Genomic DNA, 17897 nt, shown 5'->3' with positions numbered 1-17897 from the left:
GCGCGGTCTGCCGGGCCGATGCCTGGTGCGGCACGGGCCCCGAGGCGGACGGTGGGTCGGAGAGCCGTTGCCGAGTCGCAGGGCGCCGCACGGCGCTTCCGTCACGCGTCCAGCGCCGCCGAACGAGCGGGGTGGGGTCGCCGAACGCGGGGCACGCGCCAACACCACGTCGTCCGAACTTTCGCAGCCTGCGCGCAAGTTGGCCCGTCCGGCTCCGTACGCACCCGCATAGCCCGTAGCCGGCTGCGGTCATGCCGTGGGACGGGTGCCCCACGCGTTCCGGAGAGCTGCCTGCACGTCCTCCCCGAGCACCAAGTGCGTCGTCGAGCCCGGCAGGGTGGGCAGCTCCGCCCAGTGCGTCACGGTCTCCTCGCTGCCGAGGCCGTAGGGCAGACGGACGATGCCGTCGGAGTCGACGAAGCAGTCCCTGTGCTCCGTCCCGTCCCCGCTCCGGTGCTCAGCCGTGAAGACCATCGGCCTCACGAGCCAGAACTCCTCCTCCACCGCGTCGGGGTCGGTGAGCGTGTCAGCCGGATACCACCCCGTGATCGCCGCTGCCACCGGCGCACCGCTCCAGGGCAATGCGTCGCGTGCGTCGACCCACGTCACCACGGCGTCCCGCTCCCTCATCCGCACCCCTCGCTCACGCACTCGCCAAGCCGACCTCGGCACCGGGCAAGACGGCTCGGCGTTCGCGAAGGTTGCTCGGGACGGTATGACGGGCCGCGTCACCGTGTCGGCAGTCGAGGGGCGAACGGCGTCGGCAGGGCGGTAGCGACGGCGGCGGCGAACCCGCCCGCCGGGGCGGTGCGTTCGGCCGACGGCGCAGGCCGTCGCCTGGCTGAGCCGATCGCCACGGACAGCGCGGCGAACGGGACGCCAGGGCGGCGCCCCGTGGCCGGTGCTCGGGCAGAGGGCCGCACGGAAGCTGCACATCCGCCCTGCAAGGGAGTCGGCCCCCTGGCGCGGCCAACCGCTCATCCCGTCTTCGCGTCCGCCATCGGCTCCTCGTCTCCTTCCTCGTCCTCCGACTTCGGGGTGCGCACCATCGGCACCGTGAAGGTGACGGGCAGGTTGCTGGGACGGCGCGTCCACGGGGAGGGGTTGAAGGTGACCTCGTCGCGGCTGATGGAGAGGCGTACGGCGGCGAGGCGGTGGAGCGCCGTGGTGACCGCGGTGTGCGTGATGGTCCAGGCGGGGTCCTGTGCCGGGCACATGTGCGCGCCCGCGGAGTAGGCGAAGTGGCCCCGGTTTCCCGCCGGTCGGGGGTCCGGCGGCAGCGTCGGGTCCGTCGCGTGCGTGGCGTGGAAGCCGAGGATCAGCGCGTCACCCCGGCGGATGCGGTGGCCGCCGAGGTCGGTGTCGCGGAGTGCGTACCTGGCCGGCATGTTGGTCATCGGCGGCTCGGCCCAGAGCACCTGGTCGAGCGCCTCGTTGACGCCGAGGTCGCCCCCGCGCAGCCGCGCGCCGAACGACGGGTCGGTGATGACGCGGAGCAGCGTGTGCGCGATCCAGCAGGTGACCGGCTCGTTGCCGCCGGCGATCATCATCACCATCGCCTGGAGCTGCTCGTCCTCGCTGTGCAGTCCGGGGTGGGCGAGGAAGGCGGATGTCAGGTCGTCCGGGCGGTCCGTCCTCGGCACCTTCTCGCGGTCCCTGAGGTGTTCGCGGAGGATCTGCTCGAAGTCCCGGTTTCCCGCCTGCGAGTCGGGCTGGCTGCCGAAGAGGGCGAGAAGGGCGCTGTTGAGCTCGTGCCCCTGCGCGACGTCGAGGCCGAAGAGGACGGAGAACGCCTGCATCGGCGCGTGCACGGCGTACTCCGTCACGAGGTCGGCGCTGCCGCGCCCCGAGAAGGCGTCGATGAGGAGATCGCACCGCTCGCGGACCTGCCGCCGGAGCAGTCGGGGCGCGATCCCGCGGACCGCGTCGTCCAACGGCCGCCGCAGCCGCTGGTGTTCGGCGAGGTCCTTGCCGACGACGGTGTCCCGGTACCCCATCATCGGCAGCAGCCCCGAATCCGGGGGGACGGTGCCGGCGGTGAGGTCGCGCCAGTTGCGGGCGTCCCGCGAGAAGAGCTTCTGCCGCTCGGTGACGGAGCGCAGCTCCTGGACGCCCATGACGAGCCAGGCGTTGATGCCGGGCTCCAGCACCACGGGGGCGACCGAGCCGTACTCGCTGCGGAGGCTGCGGTAGAGGGGCTCCGGATCGGGTGTCTGGGTGAGCTCGGTGAGCGACACCGTGGCGTCCGCTGTGCGGACGAACGAGCGGGTCATTTCAGCGCCTCCTCTTCCCTGCACGCCAACGCGTGCGCGGCGAGGGTGCGCAGCGCCTCCCCCGACTGCAACGGGTCGGTCGCGTCGCACTGCACCACGGGGGTGCTGAACGGGATGTCGAGCGCCTCCCTGATCTCGTCGTCGTCGAATTCCTCGCTGCCGGGGAAGCGGTTGACCGCGACGATGAACGGCAGACGGTGCGCCTCCCACTGGTCGAGCACGTCGAAGCAGTCCTCCAGACGGCGCGTGTCGACGAGCACCAACAAGCCGACCGCGCCGACGACCAGTCCTTGCCACAGGTCCCAGAAGCGCCGCTGCCCCGGGGCTCCGAAGAGGTAGAGGACGAGCGCGGGGTTGAGCGTGATCCGGCCGAAGTCCATCGCGACCGTCGTCTCCGTCTTCGACTCCAGCCCGCGGAGGTCGTCGACGCCCACGCTCGCCTCGGTCATCCGCTCCTCGGTCCGCAGCGGTTCGATCTCGCTGACGGACGCGGTGAGCGTCGTCTTGCCGACGCCGAACGGGCCGACTACGAGGATCTTCACCGACTGAGTCACCGTCTCCGGCAGATACCGCCCTGCCCGTCCCTTGCGAACGGGCAGCGGTGGCCGCCCTTCAGGCGAACTCGTGGTTTCTGAGGCCATCCAACACTTCCTGGAGCAACTCGCGGCTTGGGGCGCTGTCGTGCGCACGGGTCGGGTGGTGCGGAGTCGGGACCGCCAAGTGCCCGGAGGCGACGAGCTCCTCTGCGAGGACGCGCACGACGCTCACGGGCTGCCTCAGGTGTGCAGCCGCCTCGACGACGGATGTGAGCCCTGCGCAGTCGCTGAGGAGGCGGCGGTGGCTACGGCTGCTGAGCGGCCCGTTGAGCGGCAGGGCGCTGCTGGTCACTCGGAGCAGCGTCTCCAGGCTCCAGCCGATCTCCGCCTCGATGTCGGTGCGCCCCGTGGTGTGGACGTACCCGGGGACCTGGGGGCGCCCTGGCTCCCCGGCGGTCATGGCACCCGCTGCCGACTCGGCGTCCCTTGGTGGTCACCGAACCGGTCGATCTGAAGCTTCATCTGGGTGCCGATCTGACCCGCGTCGATCTTCTGCCTGGTGACGACGGCGAGGCAGGAGCCGTCGCCGGCGATCCGCACGAAGAGGAAGCCGCCCTCGAACTCCTGCATGGACTGCCGGAAGACGTGCCGTCCCGTGCCGAACTTGCGGGCACTGCCCTTGCCGAGCGAAGCGAGTCCGGATGCGGCGGCCGCGATCCACTCCGCGGTCTCACGGTCGGTGTCGGCGCCCTTGGCGGTCGGCAGTCCGTCGGCGCTGAGCACCACCACGTGGCGCACGCCGGAGACGTCCACCACCTCCTGCACCATCCAGGAGTTGTCGATCTCTTGTGCCATGGGCTTGGTCATCCTCGTGAGGTGCGTCGGTCGGTCTCCGTGCACGCGGGTGCGTCCGCGGATTCGGGTGCAGGTGCGTCCGCTGCTGCCGGCGGCCCGGTGGGCCCCCGGCCCGGCGGTGACTGGTCGGGGAGCGCCGACTCCCGCTGTCGGCGCGGGTGTTCGGCGGGTGCCTCGCCTTCGACCGCCGGCTCCTCGTAGGGCGCGCGGCCCGCCTCGACGAAGGCGCCGAGCCAGGCGCCCGTCTCCTGCGCCGACGGCTCGGGCTCCGACTCCGCAGGCGCCGCGTGCTGGTCGTCGGCGGGCGACAGGATCGGGAGCCCGATGTGGTCCCTGACGACACCGCTGCGGCGCTTCGGCAGGCGCCCCGAGGCCGTGCGCTCGCCCGTCCACTCGGGGCCTCCTTCGCCCGGTGGTCGCGGCACCCCGCTGTCCGGTTTCCTCGTCCGGGCCGGGGGAAGCTGCGCCTTCTGCTGCGAACTCGGTACGGCTGCCGGCTCGTTGATGCGCTTGGGCGGTCCGCTCTTCGCCGTCCCGGTCTGGGTGCGCGCAGCACCGGGGTGCGCCGCGGCGACGGCGATCGGGGCGTCGAGCGCGGGCACGCCGTCCTCGGGCCAGTTGCCGGGCCCGTAGAGGTGCTCGTGGAACGGCTCGACGAAGTCGCCCGGTACGTAGACCATCGCGCGCAGCCCCTTGAAGCGCGAGCGGTCGAGGTGGACGTCTAGGTCGAAGCGGCGGGCGATGTTGCCGACGACGGCGAGGCCGATCTGCGGCCCGTGGAGCGTGCGCACCGTCATGGGGCGCTCGCCCGAGGCGATGGGGCGCATGTCCTCCAGGCGGCCCTCCGTCATGCCGAGCCCCTGGTCGTCGACCTGGATCACGAGGCCGTCCTGGTCCTCCTCGACCCACGCGTGGACGGTGCATCCCGGCGGCGAGTAGATGGTGGCGTTCTGGAGCAGCTCGGCGACGCAGTGGATGATGTACTCGGCAGCGTGCGGCACGACGGCGATGTCCGGGTCGCCGTGCACACGCACCCGCTTGTAGTCGACGATGCGGCCCGAGGCCGCCTGCACGATCTCGGAGGCCACGATCGGGTCGGGCCACTGCTGCCCGGCCCACTCCCCCGACAACACCCTGACGCCCGCGGTGATGTGGACGAGCTGGTTGGCCTCGTGGGTGATCTCCATGCCGATCTGGCGCACGGCGTTGTCCCGGTGGTCGCAGAGGCCGAGGCGGGCCTTCGCCTCCATGCGCAGGGCGACCGACTGCATGCGGGTGCCGAGCGTCACGAGGATGTGCTCGTACGCGTCCTGGTGGTCGTCCTCGATCTCGCCTGCGAGGTCGAGGAGGGAGCGGAGCTCCTCGCGCAGCCACCCGGGGGCCTCCGCGGGGACCTCGCCCTGGGCGCCCTCGGCCATCACGGCGCGGAGTTCGGGTGCGAACGCGCGGAGGCAGGAGCGGAGGGAGTCGTCGTAGCTGCGCGCCCACTCGCGCCACCTGCGGTCCTGCTCGGCGCTGTTGGCGGTGTGCTCCTCCTGGAGGCGCACCGACTCGGCCCGTTGGGCCGCGAGTTGGGCGTTCAGCCTGCGGTGGCAGCTCCAAAGGAGGAGCACGCAGGCGAGGAGCGCGGAGCTGACGACGAGGCCGGCGGCGGTCGCCTCGGGCGGCCAACTCGTCCACGCCGCCCCCTGCAATGCCCCGCCGCACGCCACCAGCAGCAGCGTCAGCGGCCACAGCCACTGGCGTACGGCCTGTGCGCTCTCGGTGGAAGACGGCGTACTCATCTGCCGGCCCGCTTTCACGCTCGGAAGGTGGGTTCTCGATCCGACGGCACCGGTGCCCCTGGGGCGCAACCGGCCGCACGTCAGGCGTTGTTGACGTTGCACACCGCGGCGGACACGCTGGGCGTGCGGCACGCGCCGCGGTACGTGCACACCCTGCCCCTCCGTACGCGCTCAGCGCCTCCTCACCGCGGAAGTTCGCACGATCGCGGGACGATCCGCACACATCTACGCGCCGTTGCCCCCGTATCCGAACGGGGTGCCGTGTGACGAGGGCGACCGGCGGGCGCCGTCCGCGCAGGGATACCGTGTGCTGCCATGGTTGCCGTCCACGTGGAGCCCCTGACCGCGGCGACGTTCGACGCCGCCGTCGGGCTCGAAGTCACCACCGAGCAGCGGAGGTTCGTCGCCTCCAACACGCTCTCGATAGCGCAGGCGTGGGCCCGGCCCAGCGCCCGTCCGCTCCTGCTGCGGGCGGCGGGCGAGCCGGTCGGTTTCGCGCTCGTCGACAGCGACCCGAAGACGCCGCGGACGGCGCACCTCGTCCGCTTCATGGTCGACCGCAGGCACCAGGGCCGCGGCCACGGCGCCGGCGGCCTCGCCGCCCTCCTCACCCACCTCAGGTCCCAGGGGCACACGGAGGTCAGACTCAGCTACGTACCGGGCAACACCGCGGCCCAACGCCTCTACGCCCGGCACGGCTTCGTCGAGACGGGAGAGGTGGACGACGGGGAGAAGGTGATGGTGCTGGAGTACGGGGCCGGGTGAACGGGGACGGAGAGCGCCCTCTCCAACCGCTGCACGTGGCCGGCTATTTGCGCTCAGGTACGTCGCAATCCCGCTGCGGGCGCCCTTGAGGCCACGCGGCCCCGACGAGCCGGACGTCGCCGTCGGTCGGGTCGAGGGTGACGACGGAGACGGCCTTGTTGTGCGGGTTGCCGTGGTTGTCGAGACAGAGCCATCCGGTCGTGCCGGGCACGCCGTCCCCGGGGAAGACGCGCTTCCAGCGGTCCGCTACGGCCCCCATCGCCGGCACGGGCGACGCGGAGCGTCCACGCGGCTTGCGCCGCGCCAACCCGCTTCCGGCACCTATGAGTTCGGCGAACGCTTCGGCGATCGCCTTCGCACCGCCCGACCATTCCGTGCCCATGCCGCCCCCTCTCCTCGCGGAGAACGTGCGCAGCACACCGTGCGAGCAGAATAGTGCGAGCCCTGGAGGCGCGGGAGGCATCAACAAAAGTATTGTTGAGACCTGCGAGGTCAACGCACCCCGAATGCCGAGGAGTTGAGCTTCCGGGTGCGGTGGCTCGTCGTCCGGAGCCCGGGCGCGTGCCTCGATGAGACCGGCTGACGCCCCGAAACCGCCACGGAACCGGACTGGGCGTCCACGGAGGAGCGTGCCCGGCTTTCCTCCTTTCGGGGCCGAGCCGCGTAGATCATGCTGAGAGACGGATCGACGAGTCGGCCGGCCGCCGCCTCTGGCGCACCCACGAAGGAGGGCCCGTGGAAGACCAGGCACAGCAACCTCCGGAGCAGGCAAGCCCCCAGGTGCGCAAGCGGATCGAGGACAGCTTCGGTCGCCAGGGACTGATGAGGCACCTCGGCGCGCACCTCACCCGTATCAGCCCCGGCCGTGTCCACCTCACGCTCCCCTCCCGTCCCGAGGTGAGCCAGCAGCACGGCTACGTACACGCCGGAGCCACCAGCGCCGTCGCCGACAGCGCATAGCGGTTCTGCGAGAAGCAGCACCCGGCCCGCACCTGCTCCGGACCGAGCGAGCGGCAGGCGCTGCCGGCACGCTCCGGGCGCCCGCGGCACACGGCCCCGCACGCCGACCGTGCGGGGCCGTACCGCCGGCACCGTCAGGCCGTCGGTCGCGCGGGCAGTACCCTGCCGCGCACCTCGCCGAAGCCGATGCGGGCACCGTCCGTTCCGGGGGCGGTGGCCGTGAGGACCACCTCGTCGCCGTCCTCGAGGAACGTGCGCTGTGCGCCGCCGACTTCGAGCGGCTCCTGTCCGTTCCAGCTCATCTCGATGAAGGCGCCCCTGCGGTCCCGCTCGGGCCCGGAGACGGTCCCCGAGGCGTAGAGGTCACCGGTCCGCGAGGAGGCGCCGCCGACGGTCATGTGGGCGAGCATCTGCGCGGGTGACCAGTACATCTCGCGGTAGGGCGGCCGGGAGACGGTGTGCCCGTTCCACTCGACGGCGAACTCGATGTCGAGGCCCCAGTCCTCCGTCTCGCGGAGGTACGGCAGCACCTCGGGGTCCTGCTTCGGCATCGGGACCCGCGCCGCCTCGAGCGCGAGGAGCGGGACCACCCAGGCGGAGACGGAGGTGGCGAAGGACTTCCCCAGGTAAGGCCCGAGCGGCTGCGCCTCCCATCCCTGGATGTCCCTCGCCGACCAGTCGTTGACGAGGACGGCGCCGAAGACCCGTTCGGGGAAGTCGGAGGTGCGCACCGGCTCACCGAGCGGGGAGCCCGTGCCGACGACGAAGCCGAGTTCGGCCTCGATGTCGAGGCGCCGGCTGGGCCCGAAGGTCGGGGCCGCGTCGGCGGGGGCCTTGCGCTGGCCGTTGGGGCGCACGATGTCGCTGCCGGAGACGAGGACCGTGCCGGCGCGGCCGTGGTAACCGACGGGCAGGTGCTTCCAGTTGGGCATCAGCGCCGCAGCGTCGGGTCGGAAGATCCGGCCCAGGTTGGTGGCGTGGTGCTCGGAGGCGTAGTAGTCGACGTAGTCGGCGACCTCGATCGGGAGATGCATCCGCACGCCGTCCACCGGGTGGAGCACCTCGGCGGGCACGTCGCCCATGACGAGCTCCGTGACCCGCTCCCGCACCACGACCCAGCGCGAACGGCCCTGCCGCATGAAGGCGTTGAGCGACGGCTCGGCGAACACCTCGTCCCCCAGCGCCGCGGCGAGATCGACGACCGTGTCGCCGACGCGGACCCCGACCCGGGGGTCGCCGTCGGGCGGCGAGAAGACGCCGTACGGAAGGTTGGCGAGGCCGAAGAGCGAGTCGTCGGGGATCTCGATGAACGTCATGGGGTGGCCCCCCTTTCTGTGCTGCCGCCTGCCGGGCGGGCGAACTCGGTCGGTACCAGGCCGAGTTCGACCAGCTCGGCGAGGGGTTCGGTGATGCTGCAAGTGCCGAAGGAGAGGAACCACGCCCGGGCGGCCCGGGTGCGCTCCGGATCGGCTGCGAGGACTGCCACCTGCGCGGCGACGGCTTCCGCCGCGCGCTCGGCGAGCACCCCCGCCAGCTCCTCTCGGTCGGCCCCGGCGGCTGCGCGCTCGGCGGCGAGGAGCAGGTTGAGGAAGCCGTGCTGCGCGAACCCCGTCACCGGGTCGGTGTTGCGCACGGCGTGGTGGAGTCCTGCCGTCGCCTTGAAGGGGACGCCCGCTGCCGTGGCCGCTGCGACGGAGGAGGCGAGTTCGTCCACGTCCGGGTAGAGCGCGGCCTCCACGCCGCCGGTGCGGAACTTCGCCCGGTGTCCGGCCGCCGCGCACCCGGCGAGGACCTCGTCCCTGCGCCAATCGCGCGGCACCTCGACGTAGACGGACGAGGCCGGGAGCCCGGACGTCACCCGCGCCAGATCCGCGAAGTACGCGGGCACGTCGGCGTCCCCGCCCACCGCCACCTCGACGCCCGCGACGGTGACGGGCAGTCCGTCGGCGACGCGCAGCGCCCCGGCCAACTGCCCGGGCCCCTGCGGCGCGGTGATGACGAGCGCGAGCGGCTCCCCTCCGTCGAGGAGCGGCCGGAGCTTCTCCAGCGAGGGCGCCGCGAGGACGAGCGGGCCCACCAACCCGGCGTAAACGGCGTCGCAATGGCGCCGATGCGCGGGGACGGCCGCCTCCAGCGGAAGCGAGCCGGGCGGGAAGACCGCGGCGTCGTCGCAGAGCCGGTCGGCGAACCGGGGCAGTCGGGGCGTCACGCGCTCTCACCCCGCAAGCCGCGCGCCCAGCTCCACGCGTACTCGGGGTCCTCGGCGTCCCGGCCGCCCTCGCCGATCTCCAGGGGCCTGAACGTGTCGACCATGACGGCGAGTTCGTCGAAGAACTCGGCTCCGATCGACCGCTCGTACGCGCCCGGCTGCGGCCCGTGGGCGTGCCCGCCGGGGTGGAGCGAGACGGAGCCCTGCCCGATGCCGGAGCCCTTCCGTGCGGCGTAGTCGCCGCCGCAGTAGAACATCACCTCGTCGCTGTCGACGTTGGAGTGGTAGTAGGGCACGGGGATCGACAGCGGGTGGTAGTCCACCTTGCGGGGGACGAAGTTGCAGATGACGAAGTTGTCGCCCTCGAACACCTGGTGCGCGGGCGGCGGTTGGTGGATGCGGCCGGTGAGCGGCTCGAAGTCCTCGACGTTGAAGGTGTACGGGTAGAGGCACCCGTCCCAGCCGACGACGTCGAAGGGGTGGGTGGGGTGCACGAACCGCGTGCCGACGACCTCGCCCCCGGAGCCGCGGTGCTTCACCAGTACCTCGACGTCCGTCCCCTCGACGAGGAGCGGCCCGCTCGGACCCGTCAAGTCACGTTCGCAGTAGGGCGCGTGCTCCAGGAGCTGCCCGAACTTCGAGAGGTAGCGGCGTGCCGGGGTGATGTGGCTGTTGCCTTCGATCGCGTAGGCGCGCAGCGGCTCCGGGCCCTTGGGCACCCAGCGGTGCGTGGTGGCGCGGGGCAGCAGGACGTAGTCGCCGCTGCGTGCGTTCAGGACGCCGAAGACCGTCTCGACGTCCGCCTCACCCGACTCGACGTAGACGCACTCGTCCCCGAGCCCGTTCCGGTAGAGCGGCGAGGGCGCGCCTGCGGCGACGTAGGAGATGCGCACGTCACCGTTGCCGAGGACGAGGCGACGCCCGGTGACGGCGTCGACGGAACGCCAGCCGTCGTCGGCGGCGGTGAGGTCGTGGAGCGTGAAGTGGCGCGGAGCGAGCGGGTGGTTGGGCACCGTCCGCTGGTCGGGCAGCTCCCAGACCTCGGACGCGGTGATCGCCGAGGGGATCGCCCGGTGGTAGAGGAGCGAGGAGTCGGAGGAGAAGCCCTCTTCGCCCATCAACTCCTCGTAGTACAGGCCGCCTTCGGGTCGGCGGTGCTGGGTGTGCCGCTTCGGCGGCACCTCCCCGATGCTCCGATAGTGGGCCATGGGGCCTCTCCTTTCTCACAGGGGTGGCAGGGCTTCGTGCTCCGCGTCCGGAGCGCACCGTGCCTGGATTCTCCGGCCTCTCCGCGCCGATCCCGCGTAAGCCGCAGGGGCCCCGTCGCTGCGGGGCGGCCGCGTCGACGGGAGGTGCCGTGTCGGCGGACGGCGAGGCCGACCGGTCCTGCGCCGACAACGACGACGGTCTCCGTGCCTCCGCCGGGACGAGAGCGGAAGCCGTGACGACGCGGTGAGAAGTACACCTGGCCTCCCGGCGCATGTTGCAATAATCGAAACACCGTGTTACAAAGATTGCATCACTATCGAGTCGCCCGCGCCGGCTGTCAACACCTCGCCGGTCGGACGGAGGTGCCCCATGGCCGCTCGCACCCCGGGAACGGGCTCCGCAGCGAAAGCGGAGTCGGCGGAGTCCGGCCGCAAGGCCGACGGCTCCCAGACGCTCCAACGCGGCCTGCGCGTCCTCCAGATGCTCGCCGAAACCCCGCAGGGCCTCACCGCCTCCGAGATCGCCGCCCGCCTCGACGTCCACAGGTCGATCGCCTACCGGCTGCTGACGACGCTCAGCCGGAGCCACTTCGCCTCCCGCGACGGCAACCGATACCGCATCGGCGTCTCCTTCTTCACCCTCGCCGAGCACTCCCGCCCACCCCTGCTCGACGTCGCCCAGCCGGTGTTGCGCGCCCTCACCCACCAACTCGGCGCCACGGCCTGCCTCGTCGTCCCCGAGGACGACTGCGCCGTGGCCGTCGCCGTCGTGGAGCCCCCCGGACCAGGGCCGCGGTTCTCCTACGGTGTCGGGAGCCGCGACCCGCTCCAACGCGGCGCCGCGGGGCTCGCGTTGATGATGGGCGGGGCGCGGCCCGAGTCGATTCCGCGGGCCGTCGCGGCGCGTGTCGCTCGGGCCGTCGAGGCGGGGTACGTCTCCAGTCACGACGAGGTCGTCGCCGGTACGTACGCCGTCGCCGCGCCCATCCCCGTGCCGGCAGGGGAGCGGCCGACGGCCGTCAACGTCATCACCCACCGCCAGGAGCTCGCCGACGGTGCGGTGCCCCACCTCGTCGAGGCCGTCCGGCGCATCGGCGAACTCCTGCGCCTGCCGGGGAGCTGAACCCCGGCGGGGACGTTCACCCCTCGCACGTCGGCAGCCGTACCGCTGCGGTGGCAACTCCTCTAGTCTGCCGGGGAGTTGCCCCCCACCTGCGAGGTCAGACCCGTGACGTCCGAATCCCACAGACCAAGGCACCTCACCCTGGGGCGCGGCCTTCTCGCGCTGGCCCTGGCGGTGCTCACCGGCTTCCTCGCCGCGCCCGCGGGCGCGGCCCCGCCTGAGGCGGCGGAGTCGCTCGCCGATACGACGGCGGTGGGCGTGCACAACGCCTACGAACAGGACAAGTACCCCTACTTCACCGACGCGTTGGAGTCCGGGGCCTCCGTGCTGGAGCTCGACGTGTGGACCAACGCGCTCGGGAAGGGCTGGCGCGTCTCGCACAGCAATCCGCTCGGCAACGCCAACAACTGCGCGGGCGGGGAGAGTTCGGGGACGCGCAACCGCGACCTCGCCGGCTGCGTCGCGGACATGGCCGCCTGGCACGCGGCCCACCCCGACCACCCGCCCGTCCTCGTCAAGGTCGAGATGAAGGACGGCTTCTACGCCAAGGCCGGCCGCGGCCCCGCCGAACTCGACGCCCTGCTCGAGGACGGCCTCGGCGACGCCGTCCTCTCACCGGGCGACGTCGCCGACGGGCACGAGGACCTCGACACCGCCGTCCGCGCCGGTGCCTGGCCCCAACGCGCCGACTCGGCAGGGAAGTTCCTCTTCGAGTTGATCCCCGGAACCGTCGAGGAGAGCAACCCCGCCGACGACCTGTGGACCGACGAGGAGTACGCCGCACACCTCCGCGACCTCGCAGCAGCCGGCGACCTCGACTCGGCTGCCGCCTTCCCCGCCGTGCACGGCGCCGAGGCCGGCGACCCGAGGGCGGCACGCTACGCGGCCGACCTGCGCGGCTGGTTCGTCGTCTTCGACGGCGACGCCTCCGCCTACGCGGACGGGACGATCGACACCGCCTGGTACCGCGAGAACGGATACCTCCTCGTTATGACCGACGCACACCTCGTCGCACCGGAGATCGACGCCGTCTCCCCCGAGCCTCGGGAAGCGCTCGACCGCGTCGCCGAACTCGCCTCGCACCACGCCAGTTTCGTCACCTCGGACTGGTATCCGCTCCCCGACGTGCTCTCCACGGTGGTGCCTCGCGGCTAGCGTCCGGGGCGGGCGGGTGAGGGGGCTCGGTCGGCTCCGCGTCCAAGTCCGGCTCAGGGACAGGGCAGGCGGCGCACGGCACCGGCCCCGAGGCCGCACGGCCAAGTCATTGAAAACGCAACTACCCTCTTGTGCCGGGCGAGTTGACTGCGTGAGACTCAGGACGGCTCCCGGTCCGCGAGCACGCCCGGGAGGCCCTTTCTCTCTGCTCTGTGCGCGCTCACATCAGGAGGTACGCATGGCAAGAAGGCGCCGTGTAACCGGATTACTCTTCGGCCTGCTCTCGACTCTCACTCTGACACTGCTCGGTACCGCCCCGGCCTCCGCCTCGACGGCGACATGGACACTGGAGGCCGAGAACCAGCGGATATGCGTCAGGGCGACGCACGGGTGGCCCAACACCTACGCCTACGCCCCGGTGAGCGGCCGCTGGTCGACCGAGATCAAGACCGGCGTACGGAACCTGCCTCCCGGCTCGTCCAGCACGGGCGGCATGACCCTCCAGCCCGGTGAGAACCACCGCCGTCCCGACGGCGGCCTCGTCCTCAACGCCACCGTCTCGCTGTCGCTCGCGCCTGCTCCGGTCGGCGAGTACACCGCCGAGATCTGGGCCACCGACGGAACCGAGACGCAGACCGACGAGTTGCTGCTCTCGTACCGCGACAAGTGCTGAGCCCTCCGCAACGCACCTGAGCCACGGCGCCGGACGAGGGCGCCCGCCCTCGTCCGGCGCCGCCGCTCGACGATCCCGAGCCCCTCGACGAACCCGGGTCGAGCAGCACGACAGCGGCCGCGCCTGATCCACGGATCAGGTGCCCGTCCGAGAGCCTGTGCACGTCGCGCGCGTGCGGCAATGTGCCGAAGTCGACGTAGCACGCCGCCCGTCGCCGACCCCGACGCCTGCGGACCCGCGGTCTTCGAAGGCGGCTCGGGGCTCGAAGCCCCTCATGGCGCACGCCGGCCCGCACTGCCGTCCGCCCCGCCCGGTTCCGCCGGAGACCACCCCGCCTGTCCCTGGACGGCAGTCCAACGTGTAACGTACACGCGTACTATTCGTCCGCTAGATCCCGTGCACCCCGTGCACCACAGCCAGATCCCCAGTCACATTCCCAGTCAGATCCCCAGGCCGCGTCCCCGGACGACGCCGAGGGAGAGAGCCACCACGCCCGCTCGCGACACCGCTGCGGAACGCAGCGCACACCTCAGCCGCAGAGCCCGCGCGCGTGACCGCCGTCGCGCCCCGGCCGACGGAGAACCCCCGCGCTCCGCCGACGCGCTCCCCCGAGGTGAGAACCGTGAGCCAGCGCACCGACGCCTACGACCCGACAGCCTTCCGCGAGGTGTTCGAGCGGAACTTCACCTACCTCGCCGGCTTCACCCGCAACACCCACCGCTACGCCACCAGTCCCGCCCTGAGCGATCCGGCGACCGGGAGGAGTTGGACCTACGCCGAACTCGGCGCCGACGTCGACCGGCTCGCCGCCGGGCTCGCCGCACACGGCGTGCGCCCCGGCGACCTCGTCGTGCATCAGCTCCTCAACGGCCCCGAGTTCGCACTCCTCTACCTCGCCACCCAGCGGCTCGGCGCGATCGGCTCCCCGGTCAACTTCCGCCTGGCGCCCGGCGAGACGGCCCACGTGCTGAGCACGGGCCGGCCCGCCGCGTACGTCTACGACGCCACCCTCGCAGGCGAGGCGGCGCAGGCGCTCCACCTCTCCGGGCACGCCCCGCCGCTCGTCGTCCAGGTCGACGCGCCGGGGGCACCGGGCCCCGAACCGGCCCCGGGCGCCGTCCCGTTCGCCGAGGTGCACGCGGCAGGCGCCGGGCGTCAGGCGCCGCCGCGGCCGGAGACCGGCCTCTACGGCGAGACGACCCGTCTCTACACGTCGGGCACCACGGGACTCCCCAAGGGAGTTCCGCTCAACAACGCCACCGAGGTGCTCTCTGCGCACGACGTGATCATGCACTTCCCGCTCACCCCCGAGGACCGCACGCTCAACATGAGCCCGTGGTTCCACCGCGGCGGCCTCTACTCCGGCGGCCCCAACCCCGTCTTCTACGTCGGCGCCGAGGCCGTCCCGCTCCGCCACTTCGACGCGGAGCGCGTCCTCGACCTCGTCGAGGAGCGCGGCCTCACCTTCCTCATCGGGGCGCCGACCAACCTGGAGCGCCTTGCCGACGCGCAGGAGGCGCGCCCGCGCGACCTCTCCACGCTGCGCGGCATCGTCACCATGGGCGCCCCGCTGGAGCGGCAGGCGTGCCTCCGCTACCAACGCGTCCTCACCGAACGGATCTTCAACGGGTACGGCACGACAGAGGCGTTCTGGAACACCTTCCTCCGCCCCTCGGACCTCCCCGACCACGCCGGCACCGCCGGACGCGCCTGCACCGACGACGACGTCGCCGTGGTCCGGGTCTACGAGGACAGGCGCGCCGCGCCCGACGACCTCGCGGCGAAGGACGGCACCGAGATCGGCGAAGTGATCGTCCGCTCCCCCAAGTCGGCCTACTCCTACGCGGGACTCCCCGAGGAGGCGGCCGAGAACTTCCGCGACGGCTGGCTCTACATCGGGGACCTCGCCACCTGGGACGAACACGAGTACGTCACTCTCGTCGGCCGCCGGGACGACATGATCCTCAGCGGTGGCGAGAACGTCCACCCGGTGCAGGTCGAGGAAGTGCTCAACGAGCACCCCGGCATCACCGACTCCGTCGTGGTCGGTGTCCCCGACCCGGAGTGGGGGCAGTTGGTGACGGCGTACGTGGTCCGCTCCGACGCCTCTCTCACCGCCTCGGAGTGCGACAAGCACTGCCGCAGCCACCCGATGCTCGCCCCCTACAAGCGGCCGCGCGCCTACCGCTTCGTCGAGGAGCTGCCCGTCACGGCGACGGGCAAGAAGATCCACTACCGGATGCGGGAGCTCGCCGCACGGGAGGCGACCGAGGGCACTACCGAACGAGTGCGGTGAACCCACCCGGGGTCGGCGGCCGTGCACGCCGTGCGGTGTACACGGCCGCCAAGTACGGATGCCAGTCGCCGAAACCTCGTGGGAGGCCGCACTCTGGGCAGTCGCGGGGCGGCGTCGAACGAACCAGCTTTCGGAAACGACCGGTTGGTGCGCGGCGAGTCGCTCCACCCGGACGAGCGCTGTCCGACTCGCCCTGACCGGCTGCCGGTCGGGCCGCCGAGAGGTCTCGTCTGCAAGTGACCGACTGCACGAAAGAAGCCTCGGGCTCCGGCGTCTGCCTACCGGGCCGTGTCCGCTTGTCATTGGCCGCCGCGATCCGGATTCCCCGAAGAGGCGTCGAAGTCTGCGGTGAAGACTCTCGTGGTTTGCGAAAGTCGCAGCCGACATGGTTGATTGGCAGTGCTCGAACAACTTTCGCATGTGTACCACTATTTGAGACCGCCGAGGGCCTTCGGCCGCTCAGCAGCGGCGGCGGCTACGCACACGCATCAGCGCGTTGTCCGTGTAACCGCAAGACAGGAAAAGGATGTGCCAACTTGAGACGCGGCGCATACAGGGTGAGAGCCGGCGCCTCAGCCATACGGCACCAAGTGCACGCTTTCATGCCTGAATTGCAGGACTCGAACCGGTACCCGGCCATCTGTCCGTCACCTGTGGATCGACAGGACTTCGTGCACCCGGCCTCCCTGGAATTTTGGCACCTCCGAGTGTTCACCGAATCTCCACAGAACACATACCGGCGTCACTGGAATCGCACATCTCCGTACGTGCTGATTCAGCGTCTCGAAGCGTGGACTGATCTCCCTTCTCCCCTACGGCAGTTCAAGGGTGGGCGGCGGTGGAACATGCACACCGATGCACCACGTACGAAGGCGGCAACCCTGCCGCGCACGTACTCACCGCTGCGGCAAAGAAGTTGAGAACGAGCATCACCCATCGGGGCACGGCCTTCGACACGCCGTCGGAAATCGCCACCCCGAATGCACCCCTCACTCAGTAGATGCGGAGTGGCTCCATGGCTACCAGAACCCTGTCCAAGCGCAAGATCATCGTCGCCGCCTCCGCCGGTGTCGTACTCGCCACCAGCGTCCCCGTCATCGCCATCGCCGGGTCCGAGACGCCTCCGCCGGAGATCGCCGCCAAGGGCGCCTCGCTGTTCGACGAGAACGGCGAGCAGGTCTTCGGCAAGAAGGTGAACGACGACCGGGCGATGGCCAGCACGGTGAAGATCATGCTCGCCTCCACGGTCCTCGACGACGAGAACGCCGACCTCGACCGGAAGGTGACCGTCAAGAAGGCGTACCGCGACTACACCCTCGAAAACGGGACAAGCACCGCGGACCTGCAGACCGGCGACGAGCTGACGGTCGACCAGTTGCTGTACGCCGCCCTGCTGCCCTCCGGCGCCGACGCGGCCTACGCTCTCGCCGACACCTTCGGTGAAGGGGCCACCCTGGAGCAGCGCACCCAGTCGTTCGTCGTGAAGATGAACGCCAGGGGCAAGGAAATCGGCCTGACGAAGACCAAGTTCGATTCCTTCGACGGCACCAGCAGCGATTCCACCACGCCCGCGGACCTGGCGAAGCTGGCCCAGCATGCCATGCAGAACGACACGTTCCGCAAGGTCGTCAAAACCAAGAACTACGAGACAGAGGCCCCGGCTGCCAACGGCCGCACTCGCTACTACGAGTGGGACAACACCAACCAGCTCCTCGGCTCGTACAAGGGCATCACCGGTATCAAGACCGGTACGACCACGGCGGCAGGCCCCTGCCTCGTCTTCGCGGCCACGCGTGACGGCAAGACCCTCACCGGCACGGTACTCAACAGCAAGGATCGCTACGAGGACGCGGCGAAGCTGCTCGACTACGGCTTCGACTCGGACGACGCGGACGACATGAAGATCCGCAAGCTCCCCTCCGACGCGCAGCGCGACTGACGCACACGACACACACAGCGGGCCCGGTCACCGAGTGACCGGGCCCGCCGTGCGATTGCCTCAACCCGTGAGCCGCCACCTCCAGGGTCAGCTCGCGCGGGTGCGGTTTCTCTTCACCGGG

At 71.2% G+C, this 17897-nt stretch carries 16 protein-coding genes and 1 pseudogene; 7 read left to right on the top strand and 10 right to left on the bottom strand.

Annotation, left to right across the window (positions count from 1 at the left end; all coding sequences use genetic code 11):
- Nucleotides 1-249: 249 nt before the first annotated feature.
- The 6 genes from F603_RS0128930 to F603_RS0128905 all read right to left on the bottom strand — a co-directional run bounded on the left by F603_RS0128930 (nt 250) and on the right by F603_RS0128905 (nt 5448).
- Nucleotides 250-630 carry an AQJ64_40280 family protein gene (locus tag F603_RS0128930; RefSeq protein WP_019549422.1) on the bottom strand — a complete coding sequence of 127 codons (381 nt, stop codon included), beginning with the start codon at nt 628-630 and terminating at the stop codon, nt 250-252.
- 347 nt (nt 631-977) lie between these two features.
- Nucleotides 978-2273 (bottom strand): cytochrome P450 family protein, encoded by a 1296-nt coding sequence (locus F603_RS0128925; RefSeq protein ID WP_019549421.1) that lies wholly within the window; start codon nt 2271-2273, stop codon nt 978-980.
- A complete protein-coding gene (locus F603_RS0128920; protein ID WP_019549420.1) occupies nt 2270-2815 on the bottom strand; it encodes a GTP-binding protein in 546 nt (181 codons plus the stop codon). The genes F603_RS0128925 and F603_RS0128920 overlap by 4 nt, the downstream gene beginning before the upstream one ends.
- A 70-nt stretch (nt 2816-2885) precedes the next feature.
- Nucleotides 2886-3269, bottom strand: a complete 384-nt coding sequence (locus F603_RS0128915) for a DUF742 domain-containing protein (RefSeq protein ID WP_019549419.1) — start codon at nt 3267-3269, stop codon at nt 2886-2888.
- Complete coding sequence (locus F603_RS0128910) at nt 3266-3664, bottom strand: roadblock/LC7 domain-containing protein (RefSeq protein WP_026328808.1); 399 nt, start codon at nt 3662-3664, stop codon at nt 3266-3268. The genes F603_RS0128915 and F603_RS0128910 overlap by 4 nt, the downstream gene beginning before the upstream one ends.
- A gap of 8 nt (nt 3665-3672) precedes the next feature.
- Entirely contained in the window at nt 3673-5448 is a 1776-nt protein-coding gene (locus tag F603_RS0128905; protein ID WP_019549417.1) for a sensor histidine kinase, read from the bottom strand.
- Nucleotides 5449-5763: 315 nt separating this feature from the next.
- Here F603_RS0128905 and F603_RS33170 point away from each other — a divergent pair, with 315 nt between their 5' ends.
- Nucleotides 5764-6213, top strand: a complete 450-nt coding sequence (locus F603_RS33170) for a GNAT family N-acetyltransferase (RefSeq protein ID WP_019549416.1) — start codon at nt 5764-5766, stop codon at nt 6211-6213.
- Nucleotides 6214-6256: 43 nt separating this feature from the next.
- Here F603_RS33170 and F603_RS0128895 read toward each other — a convergent pair whose 3' ends face one another.
- Nucleotides 6257-6595 (bottom strand): hypothetical protein, encoded by a 339-nt coding sequence (locus F603_RS0128895; RefSeq protein ID WP_019549415.1) that lies wholly within the window; start codon nt 6593-6595, stop codon nt 6257-6259.
- A gap of 353 nt (nt 6596-6948) precedes the next feature.
- On the opposite strand from F603_RS0128895, the pseudogene F603_RS33165 reads away from it, so the two are divergent.
- A pseudogene (locus tag F603_RS33165) lies at nt 6949-7170 on the top strand (PaaI family thioesterase); the annotation flags it as partial.
- Nucleotides 7171-7307: 137 nt separating this feature from the next.
- Here F603_RS33165 and fahA read toward each other — a convergent pair.
- From fahA to F603_RS0128875, 3 genes are read right to left on the bottom strand one after another with little or no spacing between them, the layout of a single operon-like run.
- Nucleotides 7308-8489 carry a fumarylacetoacetase gene (gene fahA / locus F603_RS0128885; RefSeq protein WP_019549413.1) on the bottom strand — a complete coding sequence of 394 codons (1182 nt, stop codon included), beginning with the start codon at nt 8487-8489 and terminating at the stop codon, nt 7308-7310.
- Entirely contained in the window at nt 8486-9382 is an 897-nt protein-coding gene (locus F603_RS0128880) for a hypothetical protein (RefSeq protein WP_019549412.1), read from the bottom strand. The genes fahA and F603_RS0128880 overlap by 4 nt, the downstream gene beginning before the upstream one ends.
- Nucleotides 9379-10590, bottom strand: a complete 1212-nt coding sequence (locus F603_RS0128875) for a homogentisate 1,2-dioxygenase (RefSeq protein WP_019549411.1) — start codon at nt 10588-10590, stop codon at nt 9379-9381. The genes F603_RS0128880 and F603_RS0128875 overlap by 4 nt, the downstream gene beginning before the upstream one ends.
- Before the next feature lie 370 nt (nt 10591-10960).
- Here F603_RS0128875 and F603_RS0128865 point away from each other — a divergent pair, with 370 nt between their 5' ends.
- From F603_RS0128865 to F603_RS0128845, 5 genes are all read left to right on the top strand, one after another.
- Nucleotides 10961-11713, top strand: coding sequence for an IclR family transcriptional regulator (locus F603_RS0128865; protein ID WP_019549409.1), 753 nt, complete (start codon nt 10961-10963; stop codon nt 11711-11713).
- A 105-nt stretch (nt 11714-11818) separates the two neighbouring features.
- Nucleotides 11819-12868 carry a phosphatidylinositol-specific phospholipase C domain-containing protein gene (locus F603_RS0128860; protein WP_019549408.1) on the top strand — a complete coding sequence of 350 codons (1050 nt, stop codon included), beginning with the start codon at nt 11819-11821 and terminating at the stop codon, nt 12866-12868.
- Between the two features lie 238 nt (nt 12869-13106).
- A complete protein-coding gene (locus F603_RS0128855; protein WP_019549407.1) occupies nt 13107-13541 on the top strand; it encodes a DUF5980 family protein in 435 nt (144 codons plus the stop codon).
- A 622-nt stretch (nt 13542-14163) separates the two neighbouring features.
- Nucleotides 14164-15837: a class I adenylate-forming enzyme family protein gene (locus tag F603_RS0128850; protein WP_211231134.1), complete on the top strand. Its 1674-nt coding sequence runs from the start codon at nt 14164-14166 to the stop codon at nt 15835-15837.
- A gap of 1015 nt (nt 15838-16852) precedes the next feature.
- Nucleotides 16853-17776, top strand: a complete 924-nt coding sequence (locus tag F603_RS0128845; protein WP_016909036.1) for a D-alanyl-D-alanine carboxypeptidase family protein — start codon at nt 16853-16855, stop codon at nt 17774-17776.
- Nucleotides 17777-17897 lie beyond the last annotated feature (121 nt).

The organism is Streptomyces sulphureus DSM 40104 (assembly GCF_000381025.1).
In the GTDB taxonomy this organism is placed as follows: Bacteria; Actinomycetota; Actinomycetes; order Streptomycetales; family Streptomycetaceae; genus Streptomyces; species Streptomyces sulphureus.
This window is presented reverse-complemented; position numbering and strand designations above follow the sequence as displayed.